General features: G+C 47.6%; 24 protein-coding genes. 16 read left to right on the top strand and 8 right to left on the bottom strand.

The annotated features are described in order from the left end of the window. Positions 1 to 230 precede the first annotated feature (230 nt). From AC1DVJ_RS05305 to AC1DVJ_RS05290, 4 genes are all read left to right on the top strand, one after another. Positions 231 to 926, top strand: a complete 696-nt coding sequence (locus AC1DVJ_RS05305; RefSeq protein ID WP_477588929.1) for a YhcN/YlaJ family sporulation lipoprotein — start codon at positions 231 to 233, stop codon at positions 924 to 926. Positions 927 to 1,137: 211 nt separating this feature from the next. Continuing rightward, positions 1,138 to 3,222 (top strand): DEAD/DEAH box helicase, encoded by a 2,085-nt coding sequence (locus tag AC1DVJ_RS05300; protein ID WP_477588928.1) that lies wholly within the window; start codon positions 1,138 to 1,140, stop codon positions 3,220 to 3,222. Between the two features lie 155 nt (positions 3,223 to 3,377). Continuing rightward, entirely contained in the window at positions 3,378 to 3,965 is a 588-nt protein-coding gene (locus tag AC1DVJ_RS05295; protein ID WP_477588926.1) for a guanylate kinase, read from the top strand. A 110-nt stretch (positions 3,966 to 4,075) separates the two neighbouring features. Then, positions 4,076 to 5,215 carry a virulence factor gene (locus AC1DVJ_RS05290; RefSeq protein WP_477588925.1) on the top strand — a complete coding sequence of 380 codons (1,140 nt, stop codon included), beginning with the start codon at positions 4,076 to 4,078 and terminating at the stop codon, positions 5,213 to 5,215. A gap of 83 nt (positions 5,216 to 5,298) precedes the next feature. Here the strand turns inward: AC1DVJ_RS05290 and AC1DVJ_RS05285 are convergent, their stop codons facing one another. Next, a complete protein-coding gene (locus AC1DVJ_RS05285) occupies positions 5,299 to 6,546 on the bottom strand; it encodes a M48 family metallopeptidase (RefSeq protein WP_477588924.1) in 1,248 nt (415 codons plus the stop codon). Between the two features lie 192 nt (positions 6,547 to 6,738). Here AC1DVJ_RS05285 and AC1DVJ_RS05280 point away from each other — a divergent pair, with 192 nt between their 5' ends. Beyond that, positions 6,739 to 7,554, top strand: coding sequence for a C39 family peptidase (locus tag AC1DVJ_RS05280; protein ID WP_477588922.1), 816 nt, complete (start codon positions 6,739 to 6,741; stop codon positions 7,552 to 7,554). A gap of 192 nt (positions 7,555 to 7,746) precedes the next feature. Here AC1DVJ_RS05280 and infC read toward each other — a convergent pair whose 3' ends face one another. Next, positions 7,747 to 8,235 carry a translation initiation factor IF-3 gene (infC, locus tag AC1DVJ_RS05275; protein WP_477588921.1) on the bottom strand — a complete coding sequence of 163 codons (489 nt, stop codon included), beginning with the start codon at positions 8,233 to 8,235 and terminating at the stop codon, positions 7,747 to 7,749. 116 nt (positions 8,236 to 8,351) lie between these two features. On the opposite strand from infC, the gene AC1DVJ_RS05270 reads away from it, so the two are divergent. Continuing rightward, complete coding sequence (locus AC1DVJ_RS05270; protein WP_477588920.1) at positions 8,352 to 8,660, top strand: hypothetical protein; 309 nt, start codon at positions 8,352 to 8,354, stop codon at positions 8,658 to 8,660. A gap of 74 nt (positions 8,661 to 8,734) precedes the next feature. Here AC1DVJ_RS05270 and AC1DVJ_RS05265 read toward each other — a convergent pair whose 3' ends face one another. The 3 genes from AC1DVJ_RS05265 to AC1DVJ_RS05255 all read right to left on the bottom strand — a co-directional run bounded on the left by AC1DVJ_RS05265 (position 8,735) and on the right by AC1DVJ_RS05255 (position 11,334). Continuing rightward, positions 8,735 to 9,766 carry an LLM class flavin-dependent oxidoreductase gene (locus tag AC1DVJ_RS05265; RefSeq protein ID WP_477588954.1) on the bottom strand — a complete coding sequence of 344 codons (1,032 nt, stop codon included), beginning with the start codon at positions 9,764 to 9,766 and terminating at the stop codon, positions 8,735 to 8,737. A gap of 187 nt (positions 9,767 to 9,953) precedes the next feature. Next, entirely contained in the window at positions 9,954 to 10,631 is a 678-nt protein-coding gene (locus AC1DVJ_RS05260) for a phosphatase PAP2 family protein (RefSeq protein WP_477588918.1), read from the bottom strand. Positions 10,632 to 10,668: 37 nt separating this feature from the next. Further along, the gene (locus tag AC1DVJ_RS05255; RefSeq protein WP_477588917.1) at positions 10,669 to 11,334 is read right to left on the bottom strand and encodes a TVP38/TMEM64 family protein; all 666 of its coding nucleotides are present in this window, start codon (positions 11,332 to 11,334) and stop codon (positions 10,669 to 10,671) included. Positions 11,335 to 11,524: 190 nt separating this feature from the next. On the opposite strand from AC1DVJ_RS05255, the gene AC1DVJ_RS05250 reads away from it, so the two are divergent. The 8 genes from AC1DVJ_RS05250 to AC1DVJ_RS05215 all read left to right on the top strand — a co-directional run bounded on the left by AC1DVJ_RS05250 (position 11,525) and on the right by AC1DVJ_RS05215 (position 19,800). After that, positions 11,525 to 12,955, top strand: a complete 1,431-nt coding sequence (locus AC1DVJ_RS05250; protein WP_477588915.1) for an FAD-binding protein — start codon at positions 11,525 to 11,527, stop codon at positions 12,953 to 12,955. A 1-nt stretch (position 12,956) separates the two neighbouring features. Then, positions 12,957 to 13,496, top strand: a complete 540-nt coding sequence (locus AC1DVJ_RS05245) for an MFS transporter (protein ID WP_477588914.1) — start codon at positions 12,957 to 12,959, stop codon at positions 13,494 to 13,496. A 273-nt stretch (positions 13,497 to 13,769) separates the two neighbouring features. Then, positions 13,770 to 14,795, top strand: coding sequence for a BMP family lipoprotein (locus tag AC1DVJ_RS05240; RefSeq protein WP_477588912.1), 1,026 nt, complete (start codon positions 13,770 to 13,772; stop codon positions 14,793 to 14,795). A gap of 95 nt (positions 14,796 to 14,890) precedes the next feature. Beyond that, positions 14,891 to 16,390: an ABC transporter ATP-binding protein gene (locus tag AC1DVJ_RS05235; protein ID WP_477588911.1), complete on the top strand. Its 1,500-nt coding sequence runs from the start codon at positions 14,891 to 14,893 to the stop codon at positions 16,388 to 16,390. Further along, the gene (locus tag AC1DVJ_RS05230) at positions 16,383 to 17,450 is read left to right on the top strand and encodes an ABC transporter permease (protein WP_477588909.1); all 1,068 of its coding nucleotides are present in this window, start codon (positions 16,383 to 16,385) and stop codon (positions 17,448 to 17,450) included. Before AC1DVJ_RS05235 ends, AC1DVJ_RS05230 begins: the two co-directional genes overlap by 8 nt. Then, positions 17,434 to 18,357, top strand: a complete 924-nt coding sequence (locus AC1DVJ_RS05225; RefSeq protein WP_477588908.1) for an ABC transporter permease — start codon at positions 17,434 to 17,436, stop codon at positions 18,355 to 18,357. The genes AC1DVJ_RS05230 and AC1DVJ_RS05225 overlap by 17 nt, the downstream gene beginning before the upstream one ends. Positions 18,358 to 18,389: 32 nt before the next feature. Further along, on the top strand, positions 18,390 to 19,067 hold the full coding sequence (locus tag AC1DVJ_RS05220; RefSeq protein ID WP_477588906.1) for a sulfite oxidase-like oxidoreductase: 678 nt from the start codon (positions 18,390 to 18,392) through the stop codon (positions 19,065 to 19,067). A gap of 1 nt (position 19,068) precedes the next feature. Beyond that, complete coding sequence (locus AC1DVJ_RS05215) at positions 19,069 to 19,800, top strand: nucleoside phosphorylase (protein WP_477588905.1); 732 nt, start codon at positions 19,069 to 19,071, stop codon at positions 19,798 to 19,800. 237 nt (positions 19,801 to 20,037) lie between these two features. On the opposite strand, the gene AC1DVJ_RS05210 is transcribed toward AC1DVJ_RS05215, so the two are convergent. Beyond that, positions 20,038 to 20,889, bottom strand: coding sequence for a sugar phosphate isomerase/epimerase family protein (locus AC1DVJ_RS05210; protein WP_477588903.1), 852 nt, complete (start codon positions 20,887 to 20,889; stop codon positions 20,038 to 20,040). 142 nt (positions 20,890 to 21,031) lie between these two features. Here AC1DVJ_RS05210 and AC1DVJ_RS05205 point away from each other — a divergent pair, with 142 nt between their 5' ends. Both AC1DVJ_RS05205 and AC1DVJ_RS05200 read left to right on the top strand, forming a co-directional pair. Continuing rightward, complete coding sequence (locus AC1DVJ_RS05205; protein WP_477588902.1) at positions 21,032 to 21,883, top strand: AraC family transcriptional regulator; 852 nt, start codon at positions 21,032 to 21,034, stop codon at positions 21,881 to 21,883. A 51-nt stretch (positions 21,884 to 21,934) separates the two neighbouring features. Next, the gene (locus AC1DVJ_RS05200; RefSeq protein WP_477588901.1) at positions 21,935 to 22,324 is read left to right on the top strand and encodes an MmcQ/YjbR family DNA-binding protein; all 390 of its coding nucleotides are present in this window, start codon (positions 21,935 to 21,937) and stop codon (positions 22,322 to 22,324) included. A gap of 76 nt (positions 22,325 to 22,400) precedes the next feature. Here the strand turns inward: AC1DVJ_RS05200 and AC1DVJ_RS05195 are convergent, their stop codons facing one another. Both AC1DVJ_RS05195 and AC1DVJ_RS05190 read right to left on the bottom strand, forming a co-directional pair. Continuing rightward, positions 22,401 to 23,516 (bottom strand): aminopeptidase, encoded by a 1,116-nt coding sequence (locus AC1DVJ_RS05195; RefSeq protein WP_477588899.1) that lies wholly within the window; start codon positions 23,514 to 23,516, stop codon positions 22,401 to 22,403. 3 nt (positions 23,517 to 23,519) lie between these two features. Further along, the gene (locus AC1DVJ_RS05190) at positions 23,520 to 24,131 is read right to left on the bottom strand and encodes an ArsR/SmtB family transcription factor (protein WP_477588898.1); all 612 of its coding nucleotides are present in this window, start codon (positions 24,129 to 24,131) and stop codon (positions 23,520 to 23,522) included. Positions 24,132 to 24,581: the final 450 nt, after the last annotated feature.

Raw genomic sequence — 24,581 nt, 5'->3', positions numbered from 1 at the left:
CATGTCAATTCACTTTAATAACTATAAATTCGTGAAAACTTTTTGTCAATCACTGTAGGAGAGTTCACAAATTGTTCTTAAACAGCGCTCTGTAGCGATATATTTCCCTTCATGGTTATTTCCATTCACCCACCTCTTTATGCATAAAAGCCTTTATTTGTGATCACGAATAATTAGACAGAAACATCTCATCCTATAGACATTACAATGCATTGGGAGGTCTGTTAACGATGTTCAGGAAGTTAGGTTTTCCGATTTATGGAATGATATTCCTCTTGCTCACATTATCTGCATGCGGCACTAGCGGCAAGGAGTACAGAGGCAATCCCAATAACTCCACTAGCTCGAATTATGGCGGTCATGTCGAAAAAGCTGATCAGCATGATCGAGCCTATCAAGTACAACAGCTCTCAGGTCCAGTTACTCACAACAATACCAAGCTGGAATACAGCCAACATCTCTCGGACCAATTGCACACCATGGATGGGGTAAATACAGCCTTTGTCATGATTACCGACCAGAATGCCTATGTCGCTTTAATGATGGACAGCAGCGCCATAGGTACGAAGGGCTTGACGCAAGAAACGAATAATCAAGGAACGACTAAGGGCTTCTACAACGATGACAATCCCTACGATGACTCTTTACCGCCTAATGATTTGAATAAAGGTTACAATAGTTACGAAACGGCTGTGCATCATGATTTACTTTCTCACAACTTTAAACAAGCCATTGCAGAGAAGCTTAGGGTGCTTAAACCCGATCTAATGGACGTCTATATTTCTGCGAATCGGGATTTCCTTAATAAAATGAATAGCTACGCACAGGAAAGCTGGAAAGGCCATTCCCTCATGCCGTTATTAACGGACTTCAATCAGACGGTTACACGTGTGTTTGGGACGGCCCAGTCATTACCACATGACTAGATAGATTAGGGCTAACCTCCTATGGGAAGCTTTCCCATGTAATAGGGGGTCTTGCCATGCCTTTTGGAGATCAACCGACATGTAAAACTTCTATTATTAAAGTAGTTTATTTCTGCTTGTGGGTCGGCTCCTGTTTTCATTTGTCTTTCATTCCTGTACAATGAAGGGATCGTCTTTACTAAGAAGGAAAAAGGGAGCTGGCCAATTACCCATGTCAAATGGATTTGCCTCATTAGGTATCAGAGAAAATTTAGTTCAAGTTTTGCAAAATCAAGGTGTCGTAGAACCGACCCCCATTCAACGGGAATCGATTCCTGTACTTTTAAAAGGTTCGGATGTTATCGCACAAGCGCAAACGGGTACAGGTAAAACCCTTGCCTTTGTACTTCCTATATTAGAAACCATTGATGTAGAAAGCTCCGATGTTCAGGCCCTTATTCTAACGCCTACGCGTGAGTTAGCGATTCAAATCAGCAATGAGTTGAAAACCCTTGTTCCAGTTACAGGCGCAAAGGTCCTAGCTGCATACGGCGGGCAAGATGTAGAAAAACAGCTTAGAAAGCTTCAAGGTAACATACATATAGTAGTAGGAACACCGGGAAGGCTTCTAGATCATCTTCGCCGTGGTTCTATCAATTTCTATAAATTGAAAATACTCGTATTAGATGAAGCAGATCAAATGTTGCACATGGGCTTTTTGCATGAAGTTAAAGATATCATTGCGCAAACGTCACCTTACCGCCAAACGCTGCTCTTCTCTGCTACAATGCCCGAACAGGTCATCAATCTGTCTAAGGCTTATATGAAGGAAGCAAAAGAAATTAAAATTCAAAGTAAACAAGTTACTTTGACTGAAATTCAGCAAGTGCTTGTTCCTACGACTGATCGGGATAAACAAGATGCTCTAATTGCAGCAATCAAACAATATAGGCCTTATCTTGCGATGATTTTTTGTCGGACCAAAGCCAAAGCGATTGCACTCAATGAATACCTGCAGGAGCTTGGTTTAATGTCCGATGAGCTGCACGGGGACTTGTCTCAAGCTAAACGTGAACAAGTTATGAAACGTTTCAGAGAAGGACGTATCGAGCTCTTAGTCGCTACCGATATTGCGGCTCGTGGTTTAGATGTTGAAGGCGTAACGCATATCTTCAACTACGATGTTCCTCAGGATGCAGAAAGCTACATCCATCGGATTGGTAGAACGGGCCGTGCTGGAGAGTCTGGTGTTGCAGTGACCTTCGCTACGCAAAGAGATATGCCAACAATTGAGCTCATTGAAAAAGGGATCAAAATGTCACTCCGCGGTGCCGACGGACAGCAAAGACGTGTTGTTCGTTCATCTACGGAAGAATACGTACCTCAAGATGGCAGAGGGTCTGCACGTAAAGGTGGAGCAGGAGCTAGTAGTGCTTCACGCGGCGGCAGACGCAATGACCGTGGCGGTGCACCAGAACAACGCAGCGGCGGACGTGCAGGAAGACCAGGAGCGCGTGAATTGCGCGGCGAGCGTTCGAATGTACAGTATGGCGAGCGTAATTCAGGGTTCGGCTCAAAAGGTGACAAATTCGGAGCGCGCGGTGGTTCAGGTGGTTCAACAGGAGCTAAACGAACTGGTGAAAGACCTGCCAAAGTGAATTCGGAACGTAATCCGAATACGTGGGGTCGCGCAACAGTCGTTCACGAAGCAGCAACAACCAATGCTGCACCAGCACGCGGCACGAACATGGGCGCTGCGAAAGCACGCGTAACGGGTTCGTATAATGGCGGCGGTGAAGGTGTAGAGCGAAAGCGTTCAGCTCCACATGGCGACAAGTCATACTCGCCATATAATAAATATGCTGGCGCAGGCCGTGATGATGCGGCTGCTGCGTCTCGTACGCTTCGCGGCGGCAAAGGCCGTGGCGAAGGCGGAGCACGCGGCGGCGCTGCGCCTCGTGGCGAGGGCTTCGGCGCTCGCACTGGCGGCGCTCCTCGCGGTGAGGGCTTCGGCGCTCGCACTGGCGGCGCTCCTCGCGGTGAGGGCTTCGGCGCTCGCACAAGCGGGGCTCCTCGCGGTGAGGGCTTCGGCGCCCGTACTGGCGCCGCTCCTCGCGGCGAAGGCTTCGGCGCTCGCACAAGCGGGGCAGCTCGCGGACGGACTGATGAGCGTGGTGCGCGCAGCGCAGCACCTCGTGGAGACAGCTCACGTGGCGGTGCTCCTCGCGGCGACAGACCTAGCGGTCCCCGCGGCGGGCAAGGCGGCGCTCGTGGAAGTGCGCCAAGAGGCACTCGCGGTGGCGGCGGTAAACGCTAAGCAAAATAAAGCGATTTCATGCAAGACTTTACCGATGAAGCCTTACGTTGTAAAATATAGCTATGGTTAATTAAGATCCTACATTATAAAAATCGTTTCAACCCGTGCTCGCACGTAGGATTTACCCCCCCATCCAATCGAAGGAGGTATGTTCCATGTACGCATTAAAGGATAAGGAAATGATTTTTGTATTCACTGGCCCACACGGGGCAGGCCGTAAAACCGTTGCGGAAATGTCCGGCTCCACGTTGGGGATGAAACAAGTGATTTCTTACACCACACGACCTCCGAAAGCGACAGAGGAAGATGGTCAAGATTATCACTTCATCTCACCCGCTCAATTTGTTCAAGCACAAGCTGGCGGTGAATTCATTGAAGTTAGTACCGTTAATGACCATCTCTATGGGATCAAAAGCGCAGATATTGAGCTAATGTTCCAACAAAGCGGCAGCATCTACTTGATCTTGAACCGCTTCGGCGCCGTTACGCTAAAAAATCTATATGGCGATCGTGTTGTCCAAATCTTCATTTATGCCCAGCGAGACACACTTGAAGAACGGATGAAAGAAAGCGGAGATTCCGAAGAAATCGCCTCCAAATATTTGTCTGATTATGAAAATGAAATAGCCTACCGTGACCAATGTGATCATGTTTTTGAAAATGTGGACTTGGCTCATACGGTATTTGATCTTACAAAGACATTGGATCTATATTTAAATCGTAACCTAGTCGACTTAGACTAAGAACGAAGGGCACTAGCTGCCGATAAAAGGCCTGGACGGTCCCCCGTCCGGGCCTTTTCATTAGATTAGCTAAGTTATGATGAGCTGATCCAACTAAGGAGTTGTACGCCATGAAAATCATTTCGATCGAACCCACACCCAGCCCTAATTCAATGAAGCTCAACATGGATGAGTCTTTAGCATCTGGTGTGCGAGAAACCTATACGAAAAAGAACGCTGCTGCTGCTCCCGAAGAAGTCCAGAAATTACTTGCTGTGTCAGGCGTTATCAGTGTATTTCACGCAGCTGACTTCATCGCGGTAGACCGCAGCTCGAAGGGTGACTGGCAGTTCATCCTCGCGCAAGCCCGCGAGATTTACGGCGAGGCTCAGAGGGCGGCTGGCGCTGGGTTACCGACCGAGCAGCCGGCAGCCGATGCCGCCTATGGCGAAGCGCAGGTGCTCGTGCAGATGTTTCGCGGTATTCCGCTCCAGGTGAGGGTGCGCGCAGGCGCAGAAGAAGCGCGCGTCGGCATGCCGGAGCGCTTCACGCAAGCCGCGGTCCGCGCAGGTACGGCATCGCCGAACCTGATCAAAGAGCGGAAGCTCGAGGAGCTCGGCGTCCGCTACGGCGAGCTTGGGGACATCGCGGGCGAGGTCGTCCAGGAACTGGACGCCTCTTACGACGATGCCCGCATCGAAGAGCTGGTCTCCCGCGCGATGCAGGAGACCACGGATGCCCCTGTGGAGGCTGCCGCCACAGGGGACCTTGTCGCAGCCGCGGAGCAGCTGCGACACAGCGATTGGAAGCTGCGCTACGCCGCGCTTCAGAAGATTCAGCCGTCGCTAGAGACGCTGCCGCTTCTCGTCCATGCGCTGCAGGACGAGAACACGTCGCTTCGGCGACTGGCTACGGTGTACCTCGGGGATATCAAGGAACCCGAGGTACTGCCTTACTTGTATCGTGCCCTCGAGGACGATACACCTTCGGTACGACGGACAGCAGGCGATACGCTGTCCGATCTGGGTGACCCTGCCGCCATGCCGGCGATGGCTAAGGCGCTCAAGGACCGCAACAAGCTCGTCCGTTGGCGTGCTGCTCGATTCCTTTACGAAGTCGGAGACAACTCCATATTGGCTGACCTCAAGCAAGCGGCAGACGACCCCGAATTCGAGGTGCGGATGCAGGTGAAGATTGCTCTCGAGCGTATCGAAGGCGGCCATGCCGCTGAAGGCTCTGTATGGCAGCAAATGACACGTAGAAATGACTAGCCCTTTGTTATAAATAAAGCACGAATGTCTCCTACATGAGTAGGTTCGCATTCGTGCTTTCTCATTTTACATTCTAGGCTTACTTACTTCGTAAATTGCTTGAAATACACGATTCTCTCCTCGATCGTCGGATGCGAGCCGCGGAACCATTGTACCAGCTTCGGCTGGGTAACTGGGCTGAGATTTTCTTTGGCGATATGCTGAAAAGCGCGGATGGCGGCATCCCCATCGCCCGTCATTTGCATCGCATAGACGTCTGCTCGGTGCTCAATCACCCTTGAAAAAGCATTTTGAGCTGGCGACGAGAGAAAGCTCATGAGCGATATGAGCACCAGCAGAATCGGTAAGGCCGCTAAATCCCTCTCGCCTCGCATTCCCCACCGTGAACCCCAATGTTTCAATATCCAGCGATAGGCGTGGAACGCCAGCCAGAAACCGACAAAGCTGAGGGCGACGCCATAAGCGATCCCCCAATAGATATGCCGTTCCACGTAATGCCCCATTTCATGCGCCATCACCGTCAGAATCTGATCTGGCTGAAGCTTACCCAGAATCGTATCCCACAACACAATGCGTGCATTTCCTCCGATTCCATTCACATAGGCGTTAATCGCATTCGTCCGCTCGGACATGTTGACCTCGTAAACCTGATCGGTCGGTATGTGTGATTTGGCCGCAAGATCAAGAATTTGCGCCTTTAGCTCCTGATTTTGAAGAGGCTGGAAATTATTGTACAACGGATCTAGCACCACAGGCTGAATAAATGTGACGAATAAGATCAAAGGAATCGAAATCAACCACAGCCACACCCACCAACGCTGAGGGCTCCATTTACTGATCCATCTAAAAATCCCTACCATCACTATCGTGCCTACGATATCAATGAGAAATGTTTTTATGTAATCTTTTATAAAAGTGATAGGCGTTTCATTGGAGATGCCGTAGGCTTGGTCGATTTTGAACAAAAAAACATCGATCGGAAGAAATAGCACGTCCATAACAAGCGTAAAAAGCACCACAAATAGCAGCATTTGCAGAAAAGAAGCTCGGAATATTTTCTCAGCGAGTTGGCGGAAGCTGACGGCGATGCCGAATAAGGCGACTGTCACTCCCATTTGCAAGGGTGAACTTAAGAAGAAAGTTAACGAATGAATCCGAGAAAGTGACTCTGCTTTGGCAATTTCTGCATGGGTCATGAACGTATTGGGATCAACTACAGTTCCCACTAATGTTGTTGGGATTTGAAATAAATCCCCTTTGATGAAATATACAATCACGCTAACCGCATAACAAGCAAAAGCAACTGTACACCATAAATATATACGTTTCATCCCATGCCTCCACAATCTTCTTGATATTATCATCCTTGGCAGAACCGAGCTGTTCTTAGATATGCTTGTTTCCCTAGTCTATGCGAGTATGGGAGTGGTGTATGTGTCTCAAGGCATATTTTGGATTCCATGTGTTGCATTCTCAATTAACCCATGATGTAATGATAACATCGACTGGAATGGACGTGCGACATGAAGAAATTGCTTACGCTTTGTATCTTGGCTTTGGTCAGCCTTACACTTATCCTATTAGTAAAAACAAACACACCCGGTGCGGAACAAATCACCTCTATATCCGTTCAGCCTTCTGCTGTACCGATTTCTGTTCAAGCTGGGGCATCCATGGCGCCGATGGCTACAGAGGCAACATCGGCAGTGATAAGCCCAACTCCTACCACAGCTCCAACTGCCACTGAGCATCATGTTCTAATACAAGCCATTCCCGCACTCTCACAACTACCCGAGCTGCCTAACGGATGTGAAGCTGTCGCTGCGACGATGCTGCTTAATTGGGCTGGTCTTCCGATAACGAAGGAAGAGGTTGCTTATGCCTTGCCTACGGGGGACATGCCGTATGAGAATGAGTATGGCGCCTTTGTTGGTGCAAATCCCAAGGACGTTTTTGTTGGCGATCCTTTTGCTATCGGGTACGGGATTTATCATACACCCATCGCGAAGCTAATGAATCAGTGGTTGCCTGGCCATGTTCGCGATCTATCAGGAACCTCCTTTGAAGATTTACTTAGCGTCATCGCTGGGGGTAGCCCTGCAATGGTTTGGGCAACCGAGCATATGAATACCCCTTATTTGGATTTGGAATGGGAAGACGAGACAGGTGAGCTTGTTCCTTGGTATCAGCCTGAGCATGCCCTTTTGCTTACCGGATGGGACGATGATTATGCCTATATGAACGACCCGATGACCGGTGAACAAGAGGCCTATCCACTGGCTGCTTTCAAAGAGGTATGGGAACACATGGGGTCCCAGGCGATCACGATCATCACCTAGATATCTAAAGTTCCGCCCAGTACATTTCTATTTCACAGCCAAAATGTGAGTTAATTGGGTTAATTGTTAGCTTGCTTAATTAGTTTGATTTACTTAGGTTTACTTGAATAGATAGTGTAGCTTAGATAGCTCGAGCTCACCTATATCAATACAAAAAGCATGGACCTCCCCCAAGGGTTGTCCATGCTTTTTCTACAAGGGATCCAACTGAACGGCCGCTTGCTTGCCGCTCAACTGAATGCCTGTGTGCTTCTTGCCGTGGGAGCCGAGCTCCTTAACTAGCGTTTCCAGCAATTCCTTCGCTTTCGCGCCTTCCTTACCGGAGATCTTTACGACCAGCAGAACGGCGTCTCCGCCTTTCAGCATGCGCTCAGCTTGCTGGCGCTTCGTCTCGAGATCGTGATCTTCGATGTTCGCCGTCAAGCGAAGCTCCTTAACCTTCGGTCCTTGCTCTTGCTTCCGTGCCTGCTGCTTTTCCTGCAAGGCTCCCTGTTTCGCTGCCCCTGCTCCAATCAGCTTGCAGGGCGGCGGGCTGCTCATGAGCGAGGTGCAGACGAGATCAACTTTTAACTTTTTCGCCAGAGCAAGTGCATCTTTCGTTGTCATAACGCCTAGATCCTCACCCTGCAGCCCAGTGACCTGGACTTCGGATGCTTTAATTTTCTCATTCTTAATAATCATTGTGAATACACCTAATCTTTCGCTATAATGAACCCATCCACCGGTAGGTCGATAGAGGTTGGCTGAGATTTTACGCGTGTTGCCAAGAGGTTGTATAAGGAGATGTCTGTTACCCGATGAATAATAAACAATTAGAAGAGCAAATGATCGAAAATTACAAACGTGAAGAGCATATGATGATTTTGGTTTTTGCACAGTGGTGTATTAATCACGGTTTGGATCCTGCAGCACTATATCATAGCGCCTATCCAGACCAGCCGAATAACGAAGCTCTAGAGAAAGCGCTTGAGTTAACGGTGCCGAAAGAGGAAGCCGGCGAGGTCGCGGATGACACATTGCTTGGTGTACTTTCCCTCTTTGGCAATGAAGAGCTTGCGTTTATTGTGACGCAAGAAATCGACAAACGACCGAAGCATAATCGCTAGGCGATCATCCCGCCATCTACGGTGTCACCGCATCGCGAGGTCACTCCACGAATTCGCCGAACACAAGCAATTCTCTATATCACGTAACTGTGCTGAGGGCTTAATGCAAAAGCCTCCGCCAACAGTTCAACGGTCCGCTGTCTCGTTTCCACCTGGTGTCCGCCTGCGACGACCATAACTTCGTCTACACCATAGCTTTCGGCTAGTCGCAGGATTTGTTGCCTGACTTCGTCTGGATTACCCACGATCATCCGTGAGCGATTGTCTCTCACTCGCGTTTGATCCCAATCGGAATACGCATATTCCGCAGCTTCCTTCGGCGATTTCACTCCGGTGAACTCGCCTTTTTCCATTTGCAGAATGCGCAAATCGATCGAGGTCGCGAGCTCCTCCGCCTCCGCTGACGTTTCAGCGCAGAGCACATAAATACACACCGTCGCCTGTGGCACAACATTGAGCGCGGACGGTTGGAACGAGCTGCGGTAGCTGCGCACCGCATGCTGTCCTCCCGCTCCGTTGATGAAGTGCGCGAAGCAGAAGGCTGCGCCTGCCTGCGACGCATACACCCCGCTCTGCCCAGTGGAGCCGAGCAGCCACACCTGGGGCATCGAGGCCACCAACGGGGTGGCGCGGATGCCCTCGAACACGTGCCCCGGTTCCACCGAATCGGTGAGGAACCGCAGCAAATCCGTGACTTGCGCAGGGAACCGCTCCAGTCCCTCGAACAGATCTGCGCCGACGCCACGCAGCGCTTTGGCCGTATGCGGCGTGCCGCCTGGCGCACGCCCGATACCAAGGTCGATGCGCCCTGGATAGAGCGCCTCGAGCATACGGAAATTCTCAGCGACCTTGTAGGCGCTGTAATGGGGAAGCAGCACGCCGCCTGAGCCCAGCCGAATACGGCTTGTGCGAGCGGCCAGCGTGGACAATAAAACCTCTGGCGAGGAACCGGCAAGCCCAACTGAGTTATGATGCTCCGACACCCAGAATCGGGTGAAGCCGAGACGGTCAGCAAGCTGCGCGAGCGCAATTGTTTGTTGTAATGCCTCACTATGGGTAAAGCCGGATGATACCGGTGACTGATCAAGAATACTTAGCTTCAGCATAGTCATCCCTTCTTTCTGAGTCTTCTGCCGCTGATGATGATAATTATACAACGCCCAGACCACAAAAGAAAAAAGGACAAACCGAAGTGGCGTTGTCCTGAGTTCCATGCATGCCCCGAGCATTTCTTTTACTTACTAAAAGTGTATGGTTACTGGGAAACTTTATGACTTCCTTTTTCATTATCCTTTACTTTGCTGTCGATTGGACTCGCTTTCTACGCCTAATATACTGAATCGCATGCACACAACCGATTAGAGCTATACCGCCAGCCATGTAGCCAGCAATCACATCACTTGGGTAATGAACACCGAGGTAGATGCGGCTAAGTCCAATGCTGAGAATAACTAGGGCTGCTAACGCAGGTATCAACCACGCCGCATTCCAGGATTGACGCACATTCACCCATAACAAATAACCGAGCAGTCCGTAGAAAAGAATCGAAACCATCGCGTGACCGCTGGGGAAGCTGAAACCATCTACCTCGACTAACCACCCCTCTGTGGAAGGACGATCACGCTCAACAAGCTTTTTAAGTGCTACATTCAGTAACCAAGCGCCAAGCACACCAAGGAATAAGACAAGTGTTTCCCACTTATGCTTGAATTTAAATATCAACAGAGCAGCAACTAGAAAAAAGAGTATAAATTCCGCTAACCCGCTTCCCATGAAGGTGAATACTTTCGCAATGGCGGTCCATAGATCACCTCGCTGATCCTGAATGTAACCGCCTACATGTCGATCAAATGCTTGTAACCATTGCGCCGAAAAGCTCTGCGACAGCACGATAAAGATAAGGAGCAGTCCTCCCGCTCCCCCAAAGCTCCATACCATATCCCTTGCGATGACTTTCCCTTTCCCCTTCATCTTCCTATGCCTCCCACTGAATTGTTGATCCAAAATCTCAAGCTGCTTGGCGCACCTTACGGTTCTGCCTTTTCTTTATGATCAGCGGAACCACGGCAAAGACGGCATACATTCCTACTGCTCCGAGGAACTTCCATGACCATATATCATTTAAGGAAGCACCGAATACGTTATACACAATCGCTCCTGGAATAATTCCGATGAACGTAGCCCATGTATAGTCCCAGAAACGGATTTTCGATAATCCCGCCCCATAACTGATGCCATCGAAAGGAAAGAAAGGCATGAGACGCATATAAAGCACGACCATGAAGCCTTTTTCCTCTGCTTTTTGATCGAAAGATAGCAACTTAGGGCTTCGTAAAATGCGTTGAAAGCTGCCGCGGCCCCATTTACGCGTAATGTAGAATGACAATAATGCGCCTGCACCTGCCCCGATAATATCGTATATCGTCCCCCAAAAAGCGCCAAATACATAGCCCCCATAGAGGGTCAAGGGTGTTGCCGGAAACAAGACTAATGGCCGAAGCGTATACGCAAGGATATACAATAGTCCGCCTAGCGGGCCTAAATCACGCAGCCATCTCGTAACCCAATTCAGATCCACATGCTCCCAAACACCTGTCCATTTCAATATCAATAGCCCAAGAATGGCAGCACCAAACCAACTAATTAGCAACCAAAGCGGCTTTGAACGCGCCATGGCTCGCCTCCTTCATACTCCTGATTCCCAACTATCGCAGGTTGATCTTCCTCTCCATCTTACACAAATATGTTAGTCGATATCAACTTAATGCAGATGGGATAGTTTTTTGGCGTTGACACAACGAAAGGTGTGAACTTACACTTGAGGAATAATTTAGGTTATATCTACGGATTCGGGAGGTAATCGTTTGAAGAAAATCATAACGTTACTTCTTTTATTTGCGTTATGCCTCTGGCAGTACATGAGGACATCGGTTGCTGGCGAGGATCCCTTCTTACGATCCGATTACAGTAAGCTTCGACCTGTGAAGATTGAGCGGGTCATTCCAAGTAAGGAAGTAGAGCAGCTTCAAGAGATTATAAAGGATGCACGGGAAAAAGGTACCAAGATTTCAATTGCTGGCCAACGGCACAGCCAAGGCGGGCATACGTACTACAAGGACAGTATTGTGCTGGATATGACCCCATTCAACAAGGTTCTCGCTTTTGACGAGAAGGCGAAGACGATTACTGTGCAGTCTGGGGCCACTTGGGCAGATGTGCAGAAGTATATAAACCCGTACGGGCTTGCGGTGAAGACCATGCAGTCACAAAACATTTTTACAATTGGAGGCTCAATCTCGGTCAATGCCCACGGCCGTGACATTCGGAATGGCTCTCTGATAAGTACAGTTGAATCGTTTCGACTATTGGGGGCAGATGGCTCGATACGCAATGTTTCCCGATCTGAAAATGCGGAGCTATTCCCGCAGGCGCTAGGCGGATACGGTTTATTCGGTGTTATCTTGGATGTGACTTTATCGCTAACGGATGACGAAGTGTACGAAATGACAAGTGATTCGATGACGACGGAAACCTATACGGATTACTTCCTTAACCAGGTTAAAAAAAATCCCGACGTCCACATGCATCTCGCACGTATTTCTGTTGCGCCAGATAGCTTCTTATCCGACATGTATGCTACAAATTACAAGGCACGACCTGATCTGCTGATTACCGATTACAATACATTAAAGCTGAAGGATAGCTACGTGTTGCCTCTAAAATTTCTTTTTGGACTCAATCGTTCGTTCGATTGGGCGAAGAATTCGTTCTGGGACTTACAGCGCCATTTCCTTATTGGCCGCAGCACAATCCTAACGCGCAACAACGCAATGCGATCTGAATCTGATTTCATGGACTACAGCTCAGACACCAAAAATGATCTTCTCCAAGAATATTTCATTCCCGTGGAACATTTTAGCGACTTTGTTAACAGCATGAAACCTATCCTGCAAGAAGAACAATTAAACCTATTAAATATTACGGTTCGTTACGTCAATCAGGACGAAGAAGCGATGCTCTCGTATGCGAAGAGCGACATGTTCGCCCTCGTATGTCTATTCAATACACCGCTAAGTGAAGCAGCGCAAGAGCGCATGTCACAAGGTATTCAGCGAATTATCGATCAGTTGAAGACATTTAATGGCTCTTATTATTTACCCTATGCCCCTTTCCCTTCAGTCGATCAGTTCCAAACGATATACCCAAAGGCGGAAGCCTTTTTCCAAGCCAAAGATCAGTGGGATCCGCAGCATCTTTTTATGAACCAATTCTACGACGATTATAGGGGGAATTAGGATGAATGTGGGTCTACTCATACGATCACAAAGTTTAGCAACATTAGCAGCGGGAATGATTTACCCATACTACTTGCTGTTCTTGAAAAATCTCGGCAGTACATATTCAGCGTATGGCCTCGCTTTTGCCGTATTCACGATAAGCTCTGCAGCGTCTGCCGTATGGCTTGGTAAGCTTGTGGACCGCTCCTCGGTGAAAATGATGGCAGGCGGTTCGCTCGGAATGATGGCTGCGATGCTCATCTTCCCTTGGATTCCTTCGTACGGCTTCGTCTTACTCATTCAAGCATTCATGGGCGTCTGTAACGCCATGCAGAAGATGAGCGAGCGCGGATTGCTCGCAGATGGGACCGAACACGGAAAGCGCGGCGGGACGCTTGGTAACTACCACTTTTGGACATCGGTAGCATCCGGATTTGCTGTACTCATCGGCGGCTATATTATTGATTGGCTGACGATCGATGTGTTGTTTTATGTAAGCGCGGGGATTTATGCGGTGAGTGCTTGGATGACGCTTCGGATGAGGGCGAATCATGTGTGAAATAAAGTAAGCTCTATATCAAAGAAGAGCCCTCGCCGCCACTGCATCGTGGTAGTGAAGGTTCTTTTCCTTTACTTTTGGTATTTAATTGAAATAGATGGATTGTATCTGTACATTTTAGTATAATAACCGTTAGACTTCATAGCTTGTAGAATCTTGGATGATTTTGTCGAATTGGAAGATAACTCCTTTGACTATATCCGAGTTTTTTAGCAGGGTATTAATATGTCATTGGTTAATAAATACATAAACAGACTAAGGGAGACAGACACCATGAAAAAAGCATTATTTTCAGTTCTAGCCGCAACTGTATTACTAACAGGGTGCGGGGCAGCGAAGACAGACACAGCATCACCTGCAGCATCGGGGGCACCAGCAGCAAAATCAGATAAGAAGATTATTCTTATTACGCCAGAGAAAATTGGTGTGAATCCATTCTTCGCACAAATGGATGAAGGTGTGAAGAAAGCTAGTAAAGAATTTGGTGTTACTGTAAAAACCGTAGAATCCGCGGACGCGAGTGCAATCGAGCAAAACTTGCGCGCTGCAGTTGCCGATAATTATGATCTTATTATTACAAGTTCTTTCACGGCTGAGGATGCACTTAAAAAAGTGGCTACCGAAAACCCGAAGAAATCATTTGCTATTATTGACACGGTTGTCGACCTTCCGAATGTTCGCAGTGTTGTCTTCCGTGAACACGAAGCAGCTTACTTGCTTGGAGCAGCAGCGGGTCTAGCTACGAAGAAAAATGTCGTAGGTATGGTTGCAGCGGTTGATATCCCGCTCATCAAGAAATATACCGTTGGATTCCAAGAAGGTCTGAAATCAACGAATCCAAATGCAAAATTCATCGTAAACTATGTAGGCAGCTTCACGGATCCTGCTAAAGCCAAAGAATTGGCATTAACGCAATTCGCGCAAGGCGCAGACTTTATTGCTGGCGCATCTGCTGTAGGCGATCTAGGCGTATTTGAAGCAGCGAAAGAGAAAAGCTTCTTTACTTCTGGACAAGATATTGACCGTACGGTAACAGATCCACAGCATATCGTCCTTTCCCAATTGAAAGGTACAGATTCCGTTGCTTATCAAACCGTCAAAGATTTCGTAAATGGTACATTTAAATTTGGTGCTGTTGACTACGGCTTGAAAGAAGATGGCGTTGGTCTTACTTTCGTAACGAGAGAAACGAAATCGGCACTAAGTCCTTTCATCGGACAAGACGTTGTAACGAAGGTAAAAGCTATCCGTGATGATATCGTTTCTGGTAAAGTGAAAGTAGAAAACCCAGTAAAATAGTTATCAGTACGATAATCGCATATGTTTGACCTGGGAACTGTTTACGGAGACGTAAGCAGTTTCCTCATGTCTAGGTAAAGGAGCGAAAAACCGTTATGCTGCTTCAAATGCGTCAAATTACGAAAACATATGGCAATTTAACAGCGAATTCCAATGTTGATTTCTCGCTGCGTCAAGGTGAGATTCATGCATTAGTCGGGGAAAATGGCGCTGGCAAGACTACCCTAATGCGCATCTTGTACGGCATGGAGCAGCCATCGGCTGGTCGTATTCTTTTGAACGACAAAGAAGTTGTATTTACGAATCCCACTGACGCTATACGTCATCGAATCGGTATGGTGCATCAGCATTTCATGCTTTTTCCGTCGTTTACCGTGGCTGAAAACATCGTGATCGGCAATGAGCCGAAAGCGGGGCTTTCATTTGATCGAAAAAAAGCCATCTCCCAGGTTGAAGAGCTTTGTGCCCAATATCGCTTACCGATTGATCCGCGCATGAAGGTGGCCGATTGTCCACTTGGCTTGCAGCAACGCGTCGAAATCTTGAAGGTGCTGTACCAAGGGGCCGACATTATTATTTTGGACGAGCCCACTGGTGTGCTCACGCCTCTAGAGGCGAAAGAGTTGCTCGTCATTATGAGGAGCTTAGCCAATCAAGGCAAGAGCTTCATCATCATCACGCACAAGCTGCATGAAGTGATGGAGGTTGCTGATCGGGTTACCGTGCTTCGGGACGGCAAGGTGACGGGAACCGTCGATGCAGGGGCAACGAACATTGAAGAATTGTCGAAGCTAATGGTAGGCAGAGATTTGAAGCAGCTTAAGAAAAGAGATGTGCAAGTCGGTCAGACCATTCTTCAGGTTCAGGACGTTTCCATTCACGGAGATAAAGGAAAGCCAGTGCTGAATCGCGTCAATTTGCAAGTGAAAGCTGGCGAAATCGTTGGTATTGCGGGCATTTCAGGCAATGGACAATCCGAATTGATTCAAGCTATTTCAGGGCTCCAAACGATAGATCAGGGTGAAATCCAATTATTAGGCAAACCTATTCGGGAGCGGTCTGTACGTGAAATTAGAGAAATTGGCCTATCTCACGTTCCGGAAGATCGCTATCAGTGGGGAGCGGCCAAAGAAGGTACTGTGTTAGATAATGGGACGATGGGCCATCATAAGACCAAAAGTCGTTCAGGCTTTTTACAAGGCATGGAGCTCCGTCAAATGGTTAGCGGATTTATCCAGCAATTTCAGATTAAAGCAGGCTCACAAGATGCGAAAGTGAAATTTCTATCCGGCGGTAATTTACAGAAGCTCATTGTAGCCAGAGAGCTCGCACAGAAACAGCCTTTCCTCATAGCTGCGGAGCCTACTCGCGGTGTTGACATTGGGGCCATGGAATTGATTCATGAAGAGCTGCTGCGCAAACGTGATGAACAAGGTGCTATTCTATTAGTCTCTTCCGAATTAACAGAGATTCTCAAGCTGTCAGATCGGATTGTTGTCATGTACGAAGGTCGAATTGCCGGCGAATTGTCGGCAGAAGACGCAACAGAGGAGCAAATTAGTTTAATGATGGCAGGGGGTCATTCCAATGCTTAAAAGTCGCTTCAACCTAAGCGCTTGGATTCAGCCGCTGCTTGCCGTTCTCATCGGTTTACTTGGTGGTGCGATTGCCATTTCGCTGATTGGCGGGTCCGTCATTGATACGTACACCGAGATGTGGAAAGGTGCCTTCGGCAACTTCTTCTATGTCACCAATACATTAACCCGTGCCACACCGCTCATTCTTGTTGGGTTAGGCGTTTCGATCGCCTTTCGTTCTGGATTTTTCAACATGGGTTCGGAAGGTCAAATGATTCTTGGCGCCTTATCGAGTGCCATGGTTGCCCTTTACCTGCCTGGTCCCCCGCTATTTAAATTGTTGGCTGCCATTCTTGGCGGCATCTTGGCAGGTGGAATTTGGTCAGCGTTCGCTGGCTGGCTGGATGCTAAATTTCGCATGAATTTGATCATTACAACCTTGTTGCTTAATTATATTGCGGCTTTATTTGCAGGTTATTTGGTTGCTTATCCACTCAAAGACAAATCAGGTTCAGCTGCGCTTGCTCAAACAATGATGATTGATAAAGGCATTTGGCTGCCCAAATTATTTCAAGGTATGAGCGTCCATGCTGGCTTTATCATCGCCATTGGACTCGCTATTCTCCTGTTCCTGTTCATTAAATATACAGTTGCCGGTTATGAAATTCGGATGTTGGGCTACAATCCGTTATTTGCGGCCTATGGCGGGGTAAATAGACGCAAGGTCATGCTGACGAGTATGTTCGCCAGCGGTGGTTTCGCAGGACTTGCTGGAGCCGTCGAAGTACTTGGCATGCAGTATCGATATACGGATGGCATGATTTCGAACCCCGGCTACGCTTGGTCAGGCATCATGGCTACCTTGCTTTCAGGGGCTCATCCATTGGGTACAGCCATCGCCTCTATTCTCCTTGCTGCGTTGCAGACAGGGGGCATGGGGGTTGAACGCAATACGGACATTCCGTTGCAGATATCCAGCGTTATTCAATCCTTGCTCATTCTGTTCGTAACAGCTAAATTCAGCATTATCCTTTGGAAACGTCGGAAAGGAGGCAAGGGAGATGGAGCATCTACTTGATGTATCTTTATTTAACTCCATGCTTCGCATGGTTGCTCCAATCCTTCTCGCCGCACTCGGCGGAGCGATTTGTTCGCGGGTTGGCTTGTTTAATGTAGGCTTGGAAGGATTCGTACTGGTTGGCGCCTTCTCTGCGATTGTGGGTAACTATTACACAGGAAACGTGTTTCTAGCTGTACTCATTGCCATCGCCGTAACCATGCTGTTCTCACTGATATTTGCTTATATGAGTATTCATTTGCAAGCGAATGTCATTGTTGTCGGTATTTCATTTAACTTTCTAGCCTTAGGCTTGACGGCGTTTTGTTTGAAAGCCATTTTTAATGTCAAAGGCGCTTACTATGATAAAAATATGATCGGACTTCCGAAGTGGGACATCCCCTTCATTCAAGATATTCCTGTCATTGGCGGAATTATTTCCGGGCATTCCCCACTTGTCTATCTGGCGTTTGTACTTGTCTTCGGTCTTCAATATTTACTGTTTAAGTCCGTTCTAGGCTTTCGCATGATTGCTGTCGGGGAAAACCCGGTTGCCGCGAAAAGCCTCGGCATCAAAGTCAATCGGATGCAATACTGGGCCGTGCTGATCTGTGGCGTCCTGTGCGGACTAGCCGGTGCACAGCTGTCACTCGGACAAGTCACGATGTTTACCGAAGGGATGACGGCAGGCCGAGGCTTTATTGCACTTGTCGCAACGATGCTGGGACAAGCCAATCCGATTGGCGTTATGGCCTCGAGCTTACTATTTGGCTTAATGGATGCGTTCAGTATCCGACTTCAAGGCTTCTCTTTACCTACCCATTTCACACAAATGCTGCCTTATATCGTGACATTGCTTGCGATGCTATTCTTCCGTAAAGGTAATTACTTGGCGGATGCACAGAAAGCGAATGGCAGTTCGCGTTAAGAGATTAACGCATAAGCTTAGGAGGATGACAGATGCACAAAGACACCAAAGCGGAGCGCATCAAGCGCATGCAAATTCCCGCTGTAGAAGTTCCACAAGAGCTTGCTCATCGAATTCCGCCTGGTCAAGTTGTCACGGACCGCTTCCCTATTTTGCATGAGGGAGAAGTACCGAAGTACGATATGGCGGAGTGGTCGTTACGCGTTTTTGGACAGGTAGCTGAAGAGAAAACCTTCAGCTACGACGACTTGCTTGCCCTGCCTCGCACACAAATCCAATGCGATATTCACTGTGTGACCCGTTGGTCCAAGCTGGATACGGTGTGGGAAGGTGTACGGTTCAGGGATTTCCTTCAACACTTGGATGTGAAACCGGAAGGAAAGTATGTCATGATTCACGCGGACAACGACTATGAAACGAATGTGCCACTCGCAGACCTCATGGGCGACGATATCTTACTGGCCATGACCTTCGATGGCCAGCCACTCACGTTGAAGCATGGCTGGCCGCTTCGGCTCGTTGTTCCCCATTTATATTTCTGGAAAAGCGCCAAATGGATTCGCGGTATCGAGTTCATGACCGAGGATCGCGAAGGCTTCTGGGAACGCAATGGCTTCCACAATGTAGCTGATCCTTTCGAAGAACAACGCTTCTCTGGCGAAGCCATTCCTATTCCCGAAGATGAGTGGGTCAGAAAGGAGTTCGACTAATATGCTATTGCCAATTTTACAGGTCAATTCGGAAGACCTATCGCCATATGCGATCGTATGCGGGGATCCGTTTAGAGCCGAAGCTATTTCGCGTAAACTGGACCATGCACGTGAGCTCAGCTTCAGCCGGGAATATCGAACCTTCGTTGGTGAAAAAAATGGCGTTCCCATCACCGTTGTAAGTCATGGTGTTGGTTCACCAGGTGCGGCTGTTTGCTTCGAAGAGCTCATCAAAGGCGGCGTCAAGACGTTGATTCGCGTCGGAACGGCTGGCTCTTACTCCGCGGATGTTCCTCCAGGAAGTCTCGTTGTAAGCACCGCGGCCGTACGTGAAGAAGGTTTAACTCGCCAGTTAGTGCCACATGGCTTCCCCGCGGTAGCCGATCATGACGTTACACGCGCGCTGTATGAAGCAGCTTCTGAGACGGACGGTCTAGTGAAACTAGGGATTACGGTTACGTTAGATGCTTTCTTCCAAGGCGTCGAGGAATTCCCGCATCGTAAATACAAGCAAGCTGGTGCTTTAGCGGTTGAGATGGAAATTGCGGCGCTCTATGTCATCGCATCACTTCGTGGAGTACGTGCTGGTGCCATTGTCGCCTTGGATGGCTATGCGGATGCCGATCTGAGGGAAGTGTACAACCCGCATACGGATGTTGTTTCTGGGGCGATTGAGCGGGAGATTGATGCTGCGATTAGAGCCATTGTGAAATTGCATAGAACTGAGCAGTAAGTAATCTGCATCCAGCTACGAAACTGCAAAAATGTATCATTGATCTACCAAATAAACGATTTCAGTAGAAATTAATACGAAAGTGCATCAATTCAAATATTTTCAATTCGCCATACCTGAAAAAGATGTACTTTTGCATCTTAACCACTTATATCCGAGCAAGAAAAAAACCTTCAATCCCACATTGGTCAGTCCCGTGGTTTTGAAGGTCTTTTATTAAGTTTTATAAATCAACTATTACGCCAACCATTGCTTCACTTTCGTAGAGAAGTTATTCAGCATCTCTTGTGAACCGAATTGACCGCTGAAATCTTCAATACCGAGGTAGCCGTCATACCCGACTGCTTTCAAATCACCAAGCACTTGCTTCCAGTTCACGATACCCGCATCAATTGGCGACCATTCGCTTTTCCAAAGCTTAATGCCGTCTTGTTCTTCGCCTGTTAGCGTCCATGCAGCATTTTTGACATGCACATGTGCAAGGTAAGGTCCTAGCAATTCAAGGCCCATACGGTGGTTCTCGAAGCCTTCATGCACCATGTTGCCCGCATCGTGAAGCACACCAATGTGCTCTGGCTTGAAAGCAGATACAAGTCTATGCGCCAGACCAGCACTCGCAGTGATCGTATTGTGATGCGTCTCTACTAAACCTTTTACCCCATATTGCTGGGAAAGCTCTTGAACATGGTGAAGGTAGTCCACTGCTTTGGCAAACAAATCATTGTAGTTTTTGCTTTTATCGTAAGCAGGTACACCCACACGGATGAAAGGTACGCCTACTTTTTGAGCCGCTTTGAATACATGCTCCGTTTCCGCTACGTCACAGTTATTCAAATATGGAGTAAGGCTCAGGTTTACTAAATTCTCGTTCAGCGCAGCAAGCTTAAAACGCTCTAGTTCTGCATCTGAAGCAGCTGGATCGATGGAGCACAGATTGTTTCTCCAGAACGATGGTGTCTCTCCCACAGCGTCAGCTGGGATATCTTTGAAGCGCCACTCAATGCCAGTAATACCAGCAGCAGCAGCCGCTTTAGCAAGTTGTTCCGGGGTCAAATCTGGTGTAGCGACAGTAAATACGGATAATTTCATATATAAGCCTCCTTAAGTATAAGCAAGATCAGGTTGAATGTTTAACTCTCCTATATTTTGCAGTATAATAAAAACGTATTCATTGCATTAATTGGGCAAAAGTTTGCTTATATTGACTCCAACTCATAGAGGAGCGCTTCAGATGCAGGAAATGTATAGCAATCTCAATCATATGATCAATTTTCGACACGCAGTAACCCATAATCCGATCCCGCTGGATTTCCACCAGCATCAAGAGCATTATGAAATCTACTTCTTTCTTACAGGTGACGTTCATTATTTTATCGAAAAGCAAGTGTATCCCTTGCAGTATGGCGACCTGCTGATTATGCATAGCAATGAGCTTCATCGGCCTAATTTCCAATCGAAGAAACAGCGTTACGAGAACATCGTTATTCACTTCAATCCCGCTCTGTTACAGCATTACAATTCCGCTGAGTTCAATCTGTTGAACTGTTTTGATAACCGTGTTTTTGGTGAGCAAAATCGGATGAGACTGACGCCGCCGCAAATCGACGACATCATGAAGCTCTATGAGCGCATGGAGATGTATCGCCGCCCGCAGGCACTACCAGGATCAGAGATCCTTTTCGTTGCTACCTTTATTGAGCTGCTCGTTTTTATTAATCGCGTCTTTCAAAATCAAGGAAAACAAGAAGAGCAGGTCATGATGCCAGACAAGCTCTCCTCTCTATTCACCTACATTGACGAAAATCTAGATCAAGACCTGTCGCTCGAGGTGCTGGAGCAGGTCGTCTTCATGAATCGCTCCTACCTGTGCCGACTGTTCAAAAAGCATACGGGCAGCACGATTCACGAGCACATCCTATTCAAACGCATAGCGAAGGCAAAGCATTTGCTGCGTGAGGGCTCCACAGTCACTGATACCTGTCAGCTTGCTGGTTTTAATGACTATTCGAACTTCATTCGGACGTTTAAAAAGGCCGTCGGCCTGCCCCCGCGGCAGTACCAGTCGCAACAGCGACGGGTGTAATTGGCAGTTGCAGTGAAAACCAAATTAAACCTTAGGAGTTGTTTGATCCTTATGTCACATACTCAGATTCAATCCGCTCAGGGACTGGCCCTACTAGCCCGAATGCGTGATTATTGCACAAAACTGCCGGAAGTCGAAGAAAAGGTAGATGGCTTTGGCCATACCACCTTTCGTGTCAAAGACAAACCTTTCATCTTCATGGGCGAGATGGATGGACAAATCTCCACATCACTCAAAACAAATCTTACTACGCAGGAATTTCTCTTAGGGCAGGATAACACGCCATTTCGGAAGACGCCTTACATTGGCCAGCATGGCTGGGTCAGCATTTTTGACATCGAACGTGTGCCATGGATCGAAATTCAGGATTTGATCGTGGAAGGGTATGCGCGAACGGCACCTAAGAAGCTTGTTCAGCAGCTGAAAGTTTCGATGTCCTAATGCATTGTTAACACAAAAAAAGGTTGCCCACGTCAATAAATGACGTTGGGCAACCTTTTTACTGTGGAACGGAAACCTATTTCAGGTTTTCCGGATTCAATACGAGAAGCTCAGGTAGAACGAAAATACCGTCTTTACGGATCAATACATCGTCGAACCAAATTTCGCCGCCGCCGTACTCAGGACGTTGAATGTTCACCATGTCCCAGTGAAGTGAGGATTTGTTGCCGTTGTAGGCATCATCATAGCAATTCCCAGGTGTAAAGTGGAAGCTGCCGTCGATTTTCTCATCGAACAGAATATCCTTCATCGGGTGTTTGATATAAGGATTCACACCAATCGCAAACTCACCTACATAGCGCGCGCCTTCATCCATATCAAAAATCTCATTAATGCGATCCGTATCATTCGCCGTCGCTTTAACGATTTTACCATTTTCGAAATGGAGCACAACATTCTCAAAAATAAAGCCATCATGAGGCGAAGGGGTATTGTACGAAATGATACCGTTAACGGAATCACGCACAGGAGCCGAATACACTTCGCCATCCGGGATGTTCAACTCGCCGTCGCATTTGACGCCGCCGATTCCTTTGATCGAGAACGTCAAATCCGTACCAGGGCCAACTAGGCGCACTTTGTCTGTGCGATCCATAAGCTCTTTTAACGGATCCATCGCTTTGGACATTTTGCCATAATCCATCGTACATACGTTGAAGTAGAAATCTTCGAATGCTTCTGTGCTCATGCTTGCCAGCTGTGCCATGGAAGACGTCGGGTAGCGAAGAACGACCCATCTTGTATCCTTGATACGGACATCAAAATGAACCTGTTGATAATACACGGAGTTGTACAGCTTCATGCGATCAGCCGGAATGTCCGACAGCTCATAAATATTAGCGCCGCCGCGTACACCTATGTAACCTTGCATTTGTTTCATTTGAAAAGCATCTACATCCGCCCATGTTTGCATTTGAGCTTCAGTACCATTCATAACGAGTTCACGAATGACAGCATGATCACGCAAGTTTACGAAAGGATGCGCTCCTGCGGCATGAACTTTCTTCACTATTTCTTTAACCAGCGCGGAATCAATCCCGTACGCTTCAATTAGAATATTCTCGCCAGCTTTCGCTTTCACGGAGTAATTCACCAATACGTCTGCAAGCTTAGTTAGTCTAGGATCCAACATGAATTAACTCTCCTCTTCTTGGGCGGGTTCGACGGGGTCAAAGCCTCTTTCATGTGTCTGAAAGCCGACCGTGGTCAGATAGAACCATTCCCCGTTCTCTTCTTGTTCAGCATCGAGCTCGTAAATTAGGGCGCGAAATTTCCTCAACCATTCGGTATATTTCGCTCTACTCATTTTCACTTCAACCTGCGTCATGATAATGGGCCATTGAGAGCGGTCGGGTGACGGAATCTGAAACGCCTCTTCAGGCGCATTAATCGCTCTGTTTCTAGCATGTCCAAGTACGCTCAAAGTACGTTCGCGGTAGTAATTTTCTACCTCCGAAACATACGGGAGCAAATTCTCACTAGGCACAAAACCACGTGCTACAGCACGATAGAATTTTTGTACAATACCATTCTTTAGTTCCGTACGAACAACACAAATCAAATTATGACGCTCAAGCTCATTCAAATGATAATGCACCTTCGCGCGCGCCATCCCTAACAGTTTAGCCAACTGTTGGCCGGTATAAGCTTTCTCTATGAGATAAAGCAGTACTCTAGCACGAAGTGGATCACTAATGGTTTTGAGCTGTTCGAGTTCTTCAATGATATAAACAGGTTGCAGTTTCATCGTGGATCCGACCTCCCTCTCTTGTACCAAGGATAAACGTATGTACATCTACTAGAACGAGTATGTTTATCTCGAAAAAGCCTTACGTCATGCACTTCTTGGTCAACTTTTAATCTCTTAACGAGATTAATTAAACGACGGTCAAATCTTTTTAACCGTATCATAATGCTAAATAGAATCTATGTCAATTGCGGTTTCTGCCTACCTAATTAATCAGTACGACGCCTTTGTTTGTGCATCGTTTCACCGCGTTAACGAGTTACCGAAATTAAGCTTTCTACTATGGTAGCAAAAAGGGACGTTTCTGTCACCAATAAAGGTAGAAACGTCTCTGAGAAATGATGGGTTAATTGTTCAAAACTAGCAAATTTCATCTAACAAATAAAGATATTTGTCATTCGTCATCTTGTGATGCGCAGTGGGGGATGGTGGTGGTCCGTTCCAAATCAG

It is taken from the genome of Paenibacillus sp. P4_A9 (genome assembly GCF_056402415.1).
Note: the sequence above shows the minus strand (reverse complement) of the source record. Positions and strands in the feature narration are given on the sequence as shown.

Coding starts and splice junctions, on each gene's coding strand:
- AC1DVJ_RS05190 (WP_477588898.1), bottom strand. CDS start 24,131: ATGAAACTGCAACCTGTTTATATCATTGAAGAACTCGAACAGCTCAAA.
- AC1DVJ_RS05195 (WP_477588899.1), bottom strand. CDS start 23,516: ATGTTGGATCCTAGACTAACTAAGCTTGCAGACGTATTGGTGAATTAC.
- AC1DVJ_RS05270 (WP_477588920.1), top strand. CDS start 8,352: ATGAATAATAAACAATTAGAAGAGCAAATGATCGAAAATTACAAACGT.
- AC1DVJ_RS05260 (WP_477588918.1), bottom strand. CDS start 10,631: ATGAAGGGGAAAGGGAAAGTCATCGCAAGGGATATGGTATGGAGCTTT.
- AC1DVJ_RS05235 (WP_477588911.1), top strand. CDS start 14,891: ATGCTGCTTCAAATGCGTCAAATTACGAAAACATATGGCAATTTAACA.
- AC1DVJ_RS05205 (WP_477588902.1), top strand. CDS start 21,032: ATGCAGGAAATGTATAGCAATCTCAATCATATGATCAATTTTCGACAC.
- AC1DVJ_RS05280 (WP_477588922.1), top strand. CDS start 6,739: ATGAAGAAATTGCTTACGCTTTGTATCTTGGCTTTGGTCAGCCTTACA.
- AC1DVJ_RS05265 (WP_477588954.1), bottom strand. CDS start 9,766: ATGCTGAAGCTAAGTATTCTTGATCAGTCACCGGTATCATCCGGCTTT.
- AC1DVJ_RS05255 (WP_477588917.1), bottom strand. CDS start 11,334: ATGGCGCGTTCAAAGCCGCTTTGGTTGCTAATTAGTTGGTTTGGTGCT.
- infC (WP_477588921.1), bottom strand. CDS start 8,235: ATGATTATTAAGAATGAGAAAATTAAAGCATCCGAAGTCCAGGTCACT.
- AC1DVJ_RS05290 (WP_477588925.1), top strand. CDS start 4,076: ATGAAAATCATTTCGATCGAACCCACACCCAGCCCTAATTCAATGAAG.
- AC1DVJ_RS05200 (WP_477588901.1), top strand. CDS start 21,935: ATGTCACATACTCAGATTCAATCCGCTCAGGGACTGGCCCTACTAGCC.
- AC1DVJ_RS05240 (WP_477588912.1), top strand. CDS start 13,770: ATGAAAAAAGCATTATTTTCAGTTCTAGCCGCAACTGTATTACTAACA.
- AC1DVJ_RS05215 (WP_477588905.1), top strand. CDS start 19,069: ATGCTATTGCCAATTTTACAGGTCAATTCGGAAGACCTATCGCCATAT.
- AC1DVJ_RS05220 (WP_477588906.1), top strand. CDS start 18,390: ATGCACAAAGACACCAAAGCGGAGCGCATCAAGCGCATGCAAATTCCC.
- AC1DVJ_RS05210 (WP_477588903.1), bottom strand. CDS start 20,889: ATGAAATTATCCGTATTTACTGTCGCTACACCAGATTTGACCCCGGAA.
- AC1DVJ_RS05230 (WP_477588909.1), top strand. CDS start 16,383: ATGCTTAAAAGTCGCTTCAACCTAAGCGCTTGGATTCAGCCGCTGCTT.
- AC1DVJ_RS05245 (WP_477588914.1), top strand. CDS start 12,957: ATGAATGTGGGTCTACTCATACGATCACAAAGTTTAGCAACATTAGCA.
- AC1DVJ_RS05300 (WP_477588928.1), top strand. CDS start 1,138: ATGTCAAATGGATTTGCCTCATTAGGTATCAGAGAAAATTTAGTTCAA.
- AC1DVJ_RS05285 (WP_477588924.1), bottom strand. CDS start 6,546: ATGAAACGTATATATTTATGGTGTACAGTTGCTTTTGCTTGTTATGCG.
- AC1DVJ_RS05295 (WP_477588926.1), top strand. CDS start 3,378: ATGTACGCATTAAAGGATAAGGAAATGATTTTTGTATTCACTGGCCCA.
- AC1DVJ_RS05305 (WP_477588929.1), top strand. CDS start 231: ATGTTCAGGAAGTTAGGTTTTCCGATTTATGGAATGATATTCCTCTTG.
- AC1DVJ_RS05225 (WP_477588908.1), top strand. CDS start 17,434: ATGGAGCATCTACTTGATGTATCTTTATTTAACTCCATGCTTCGCATG.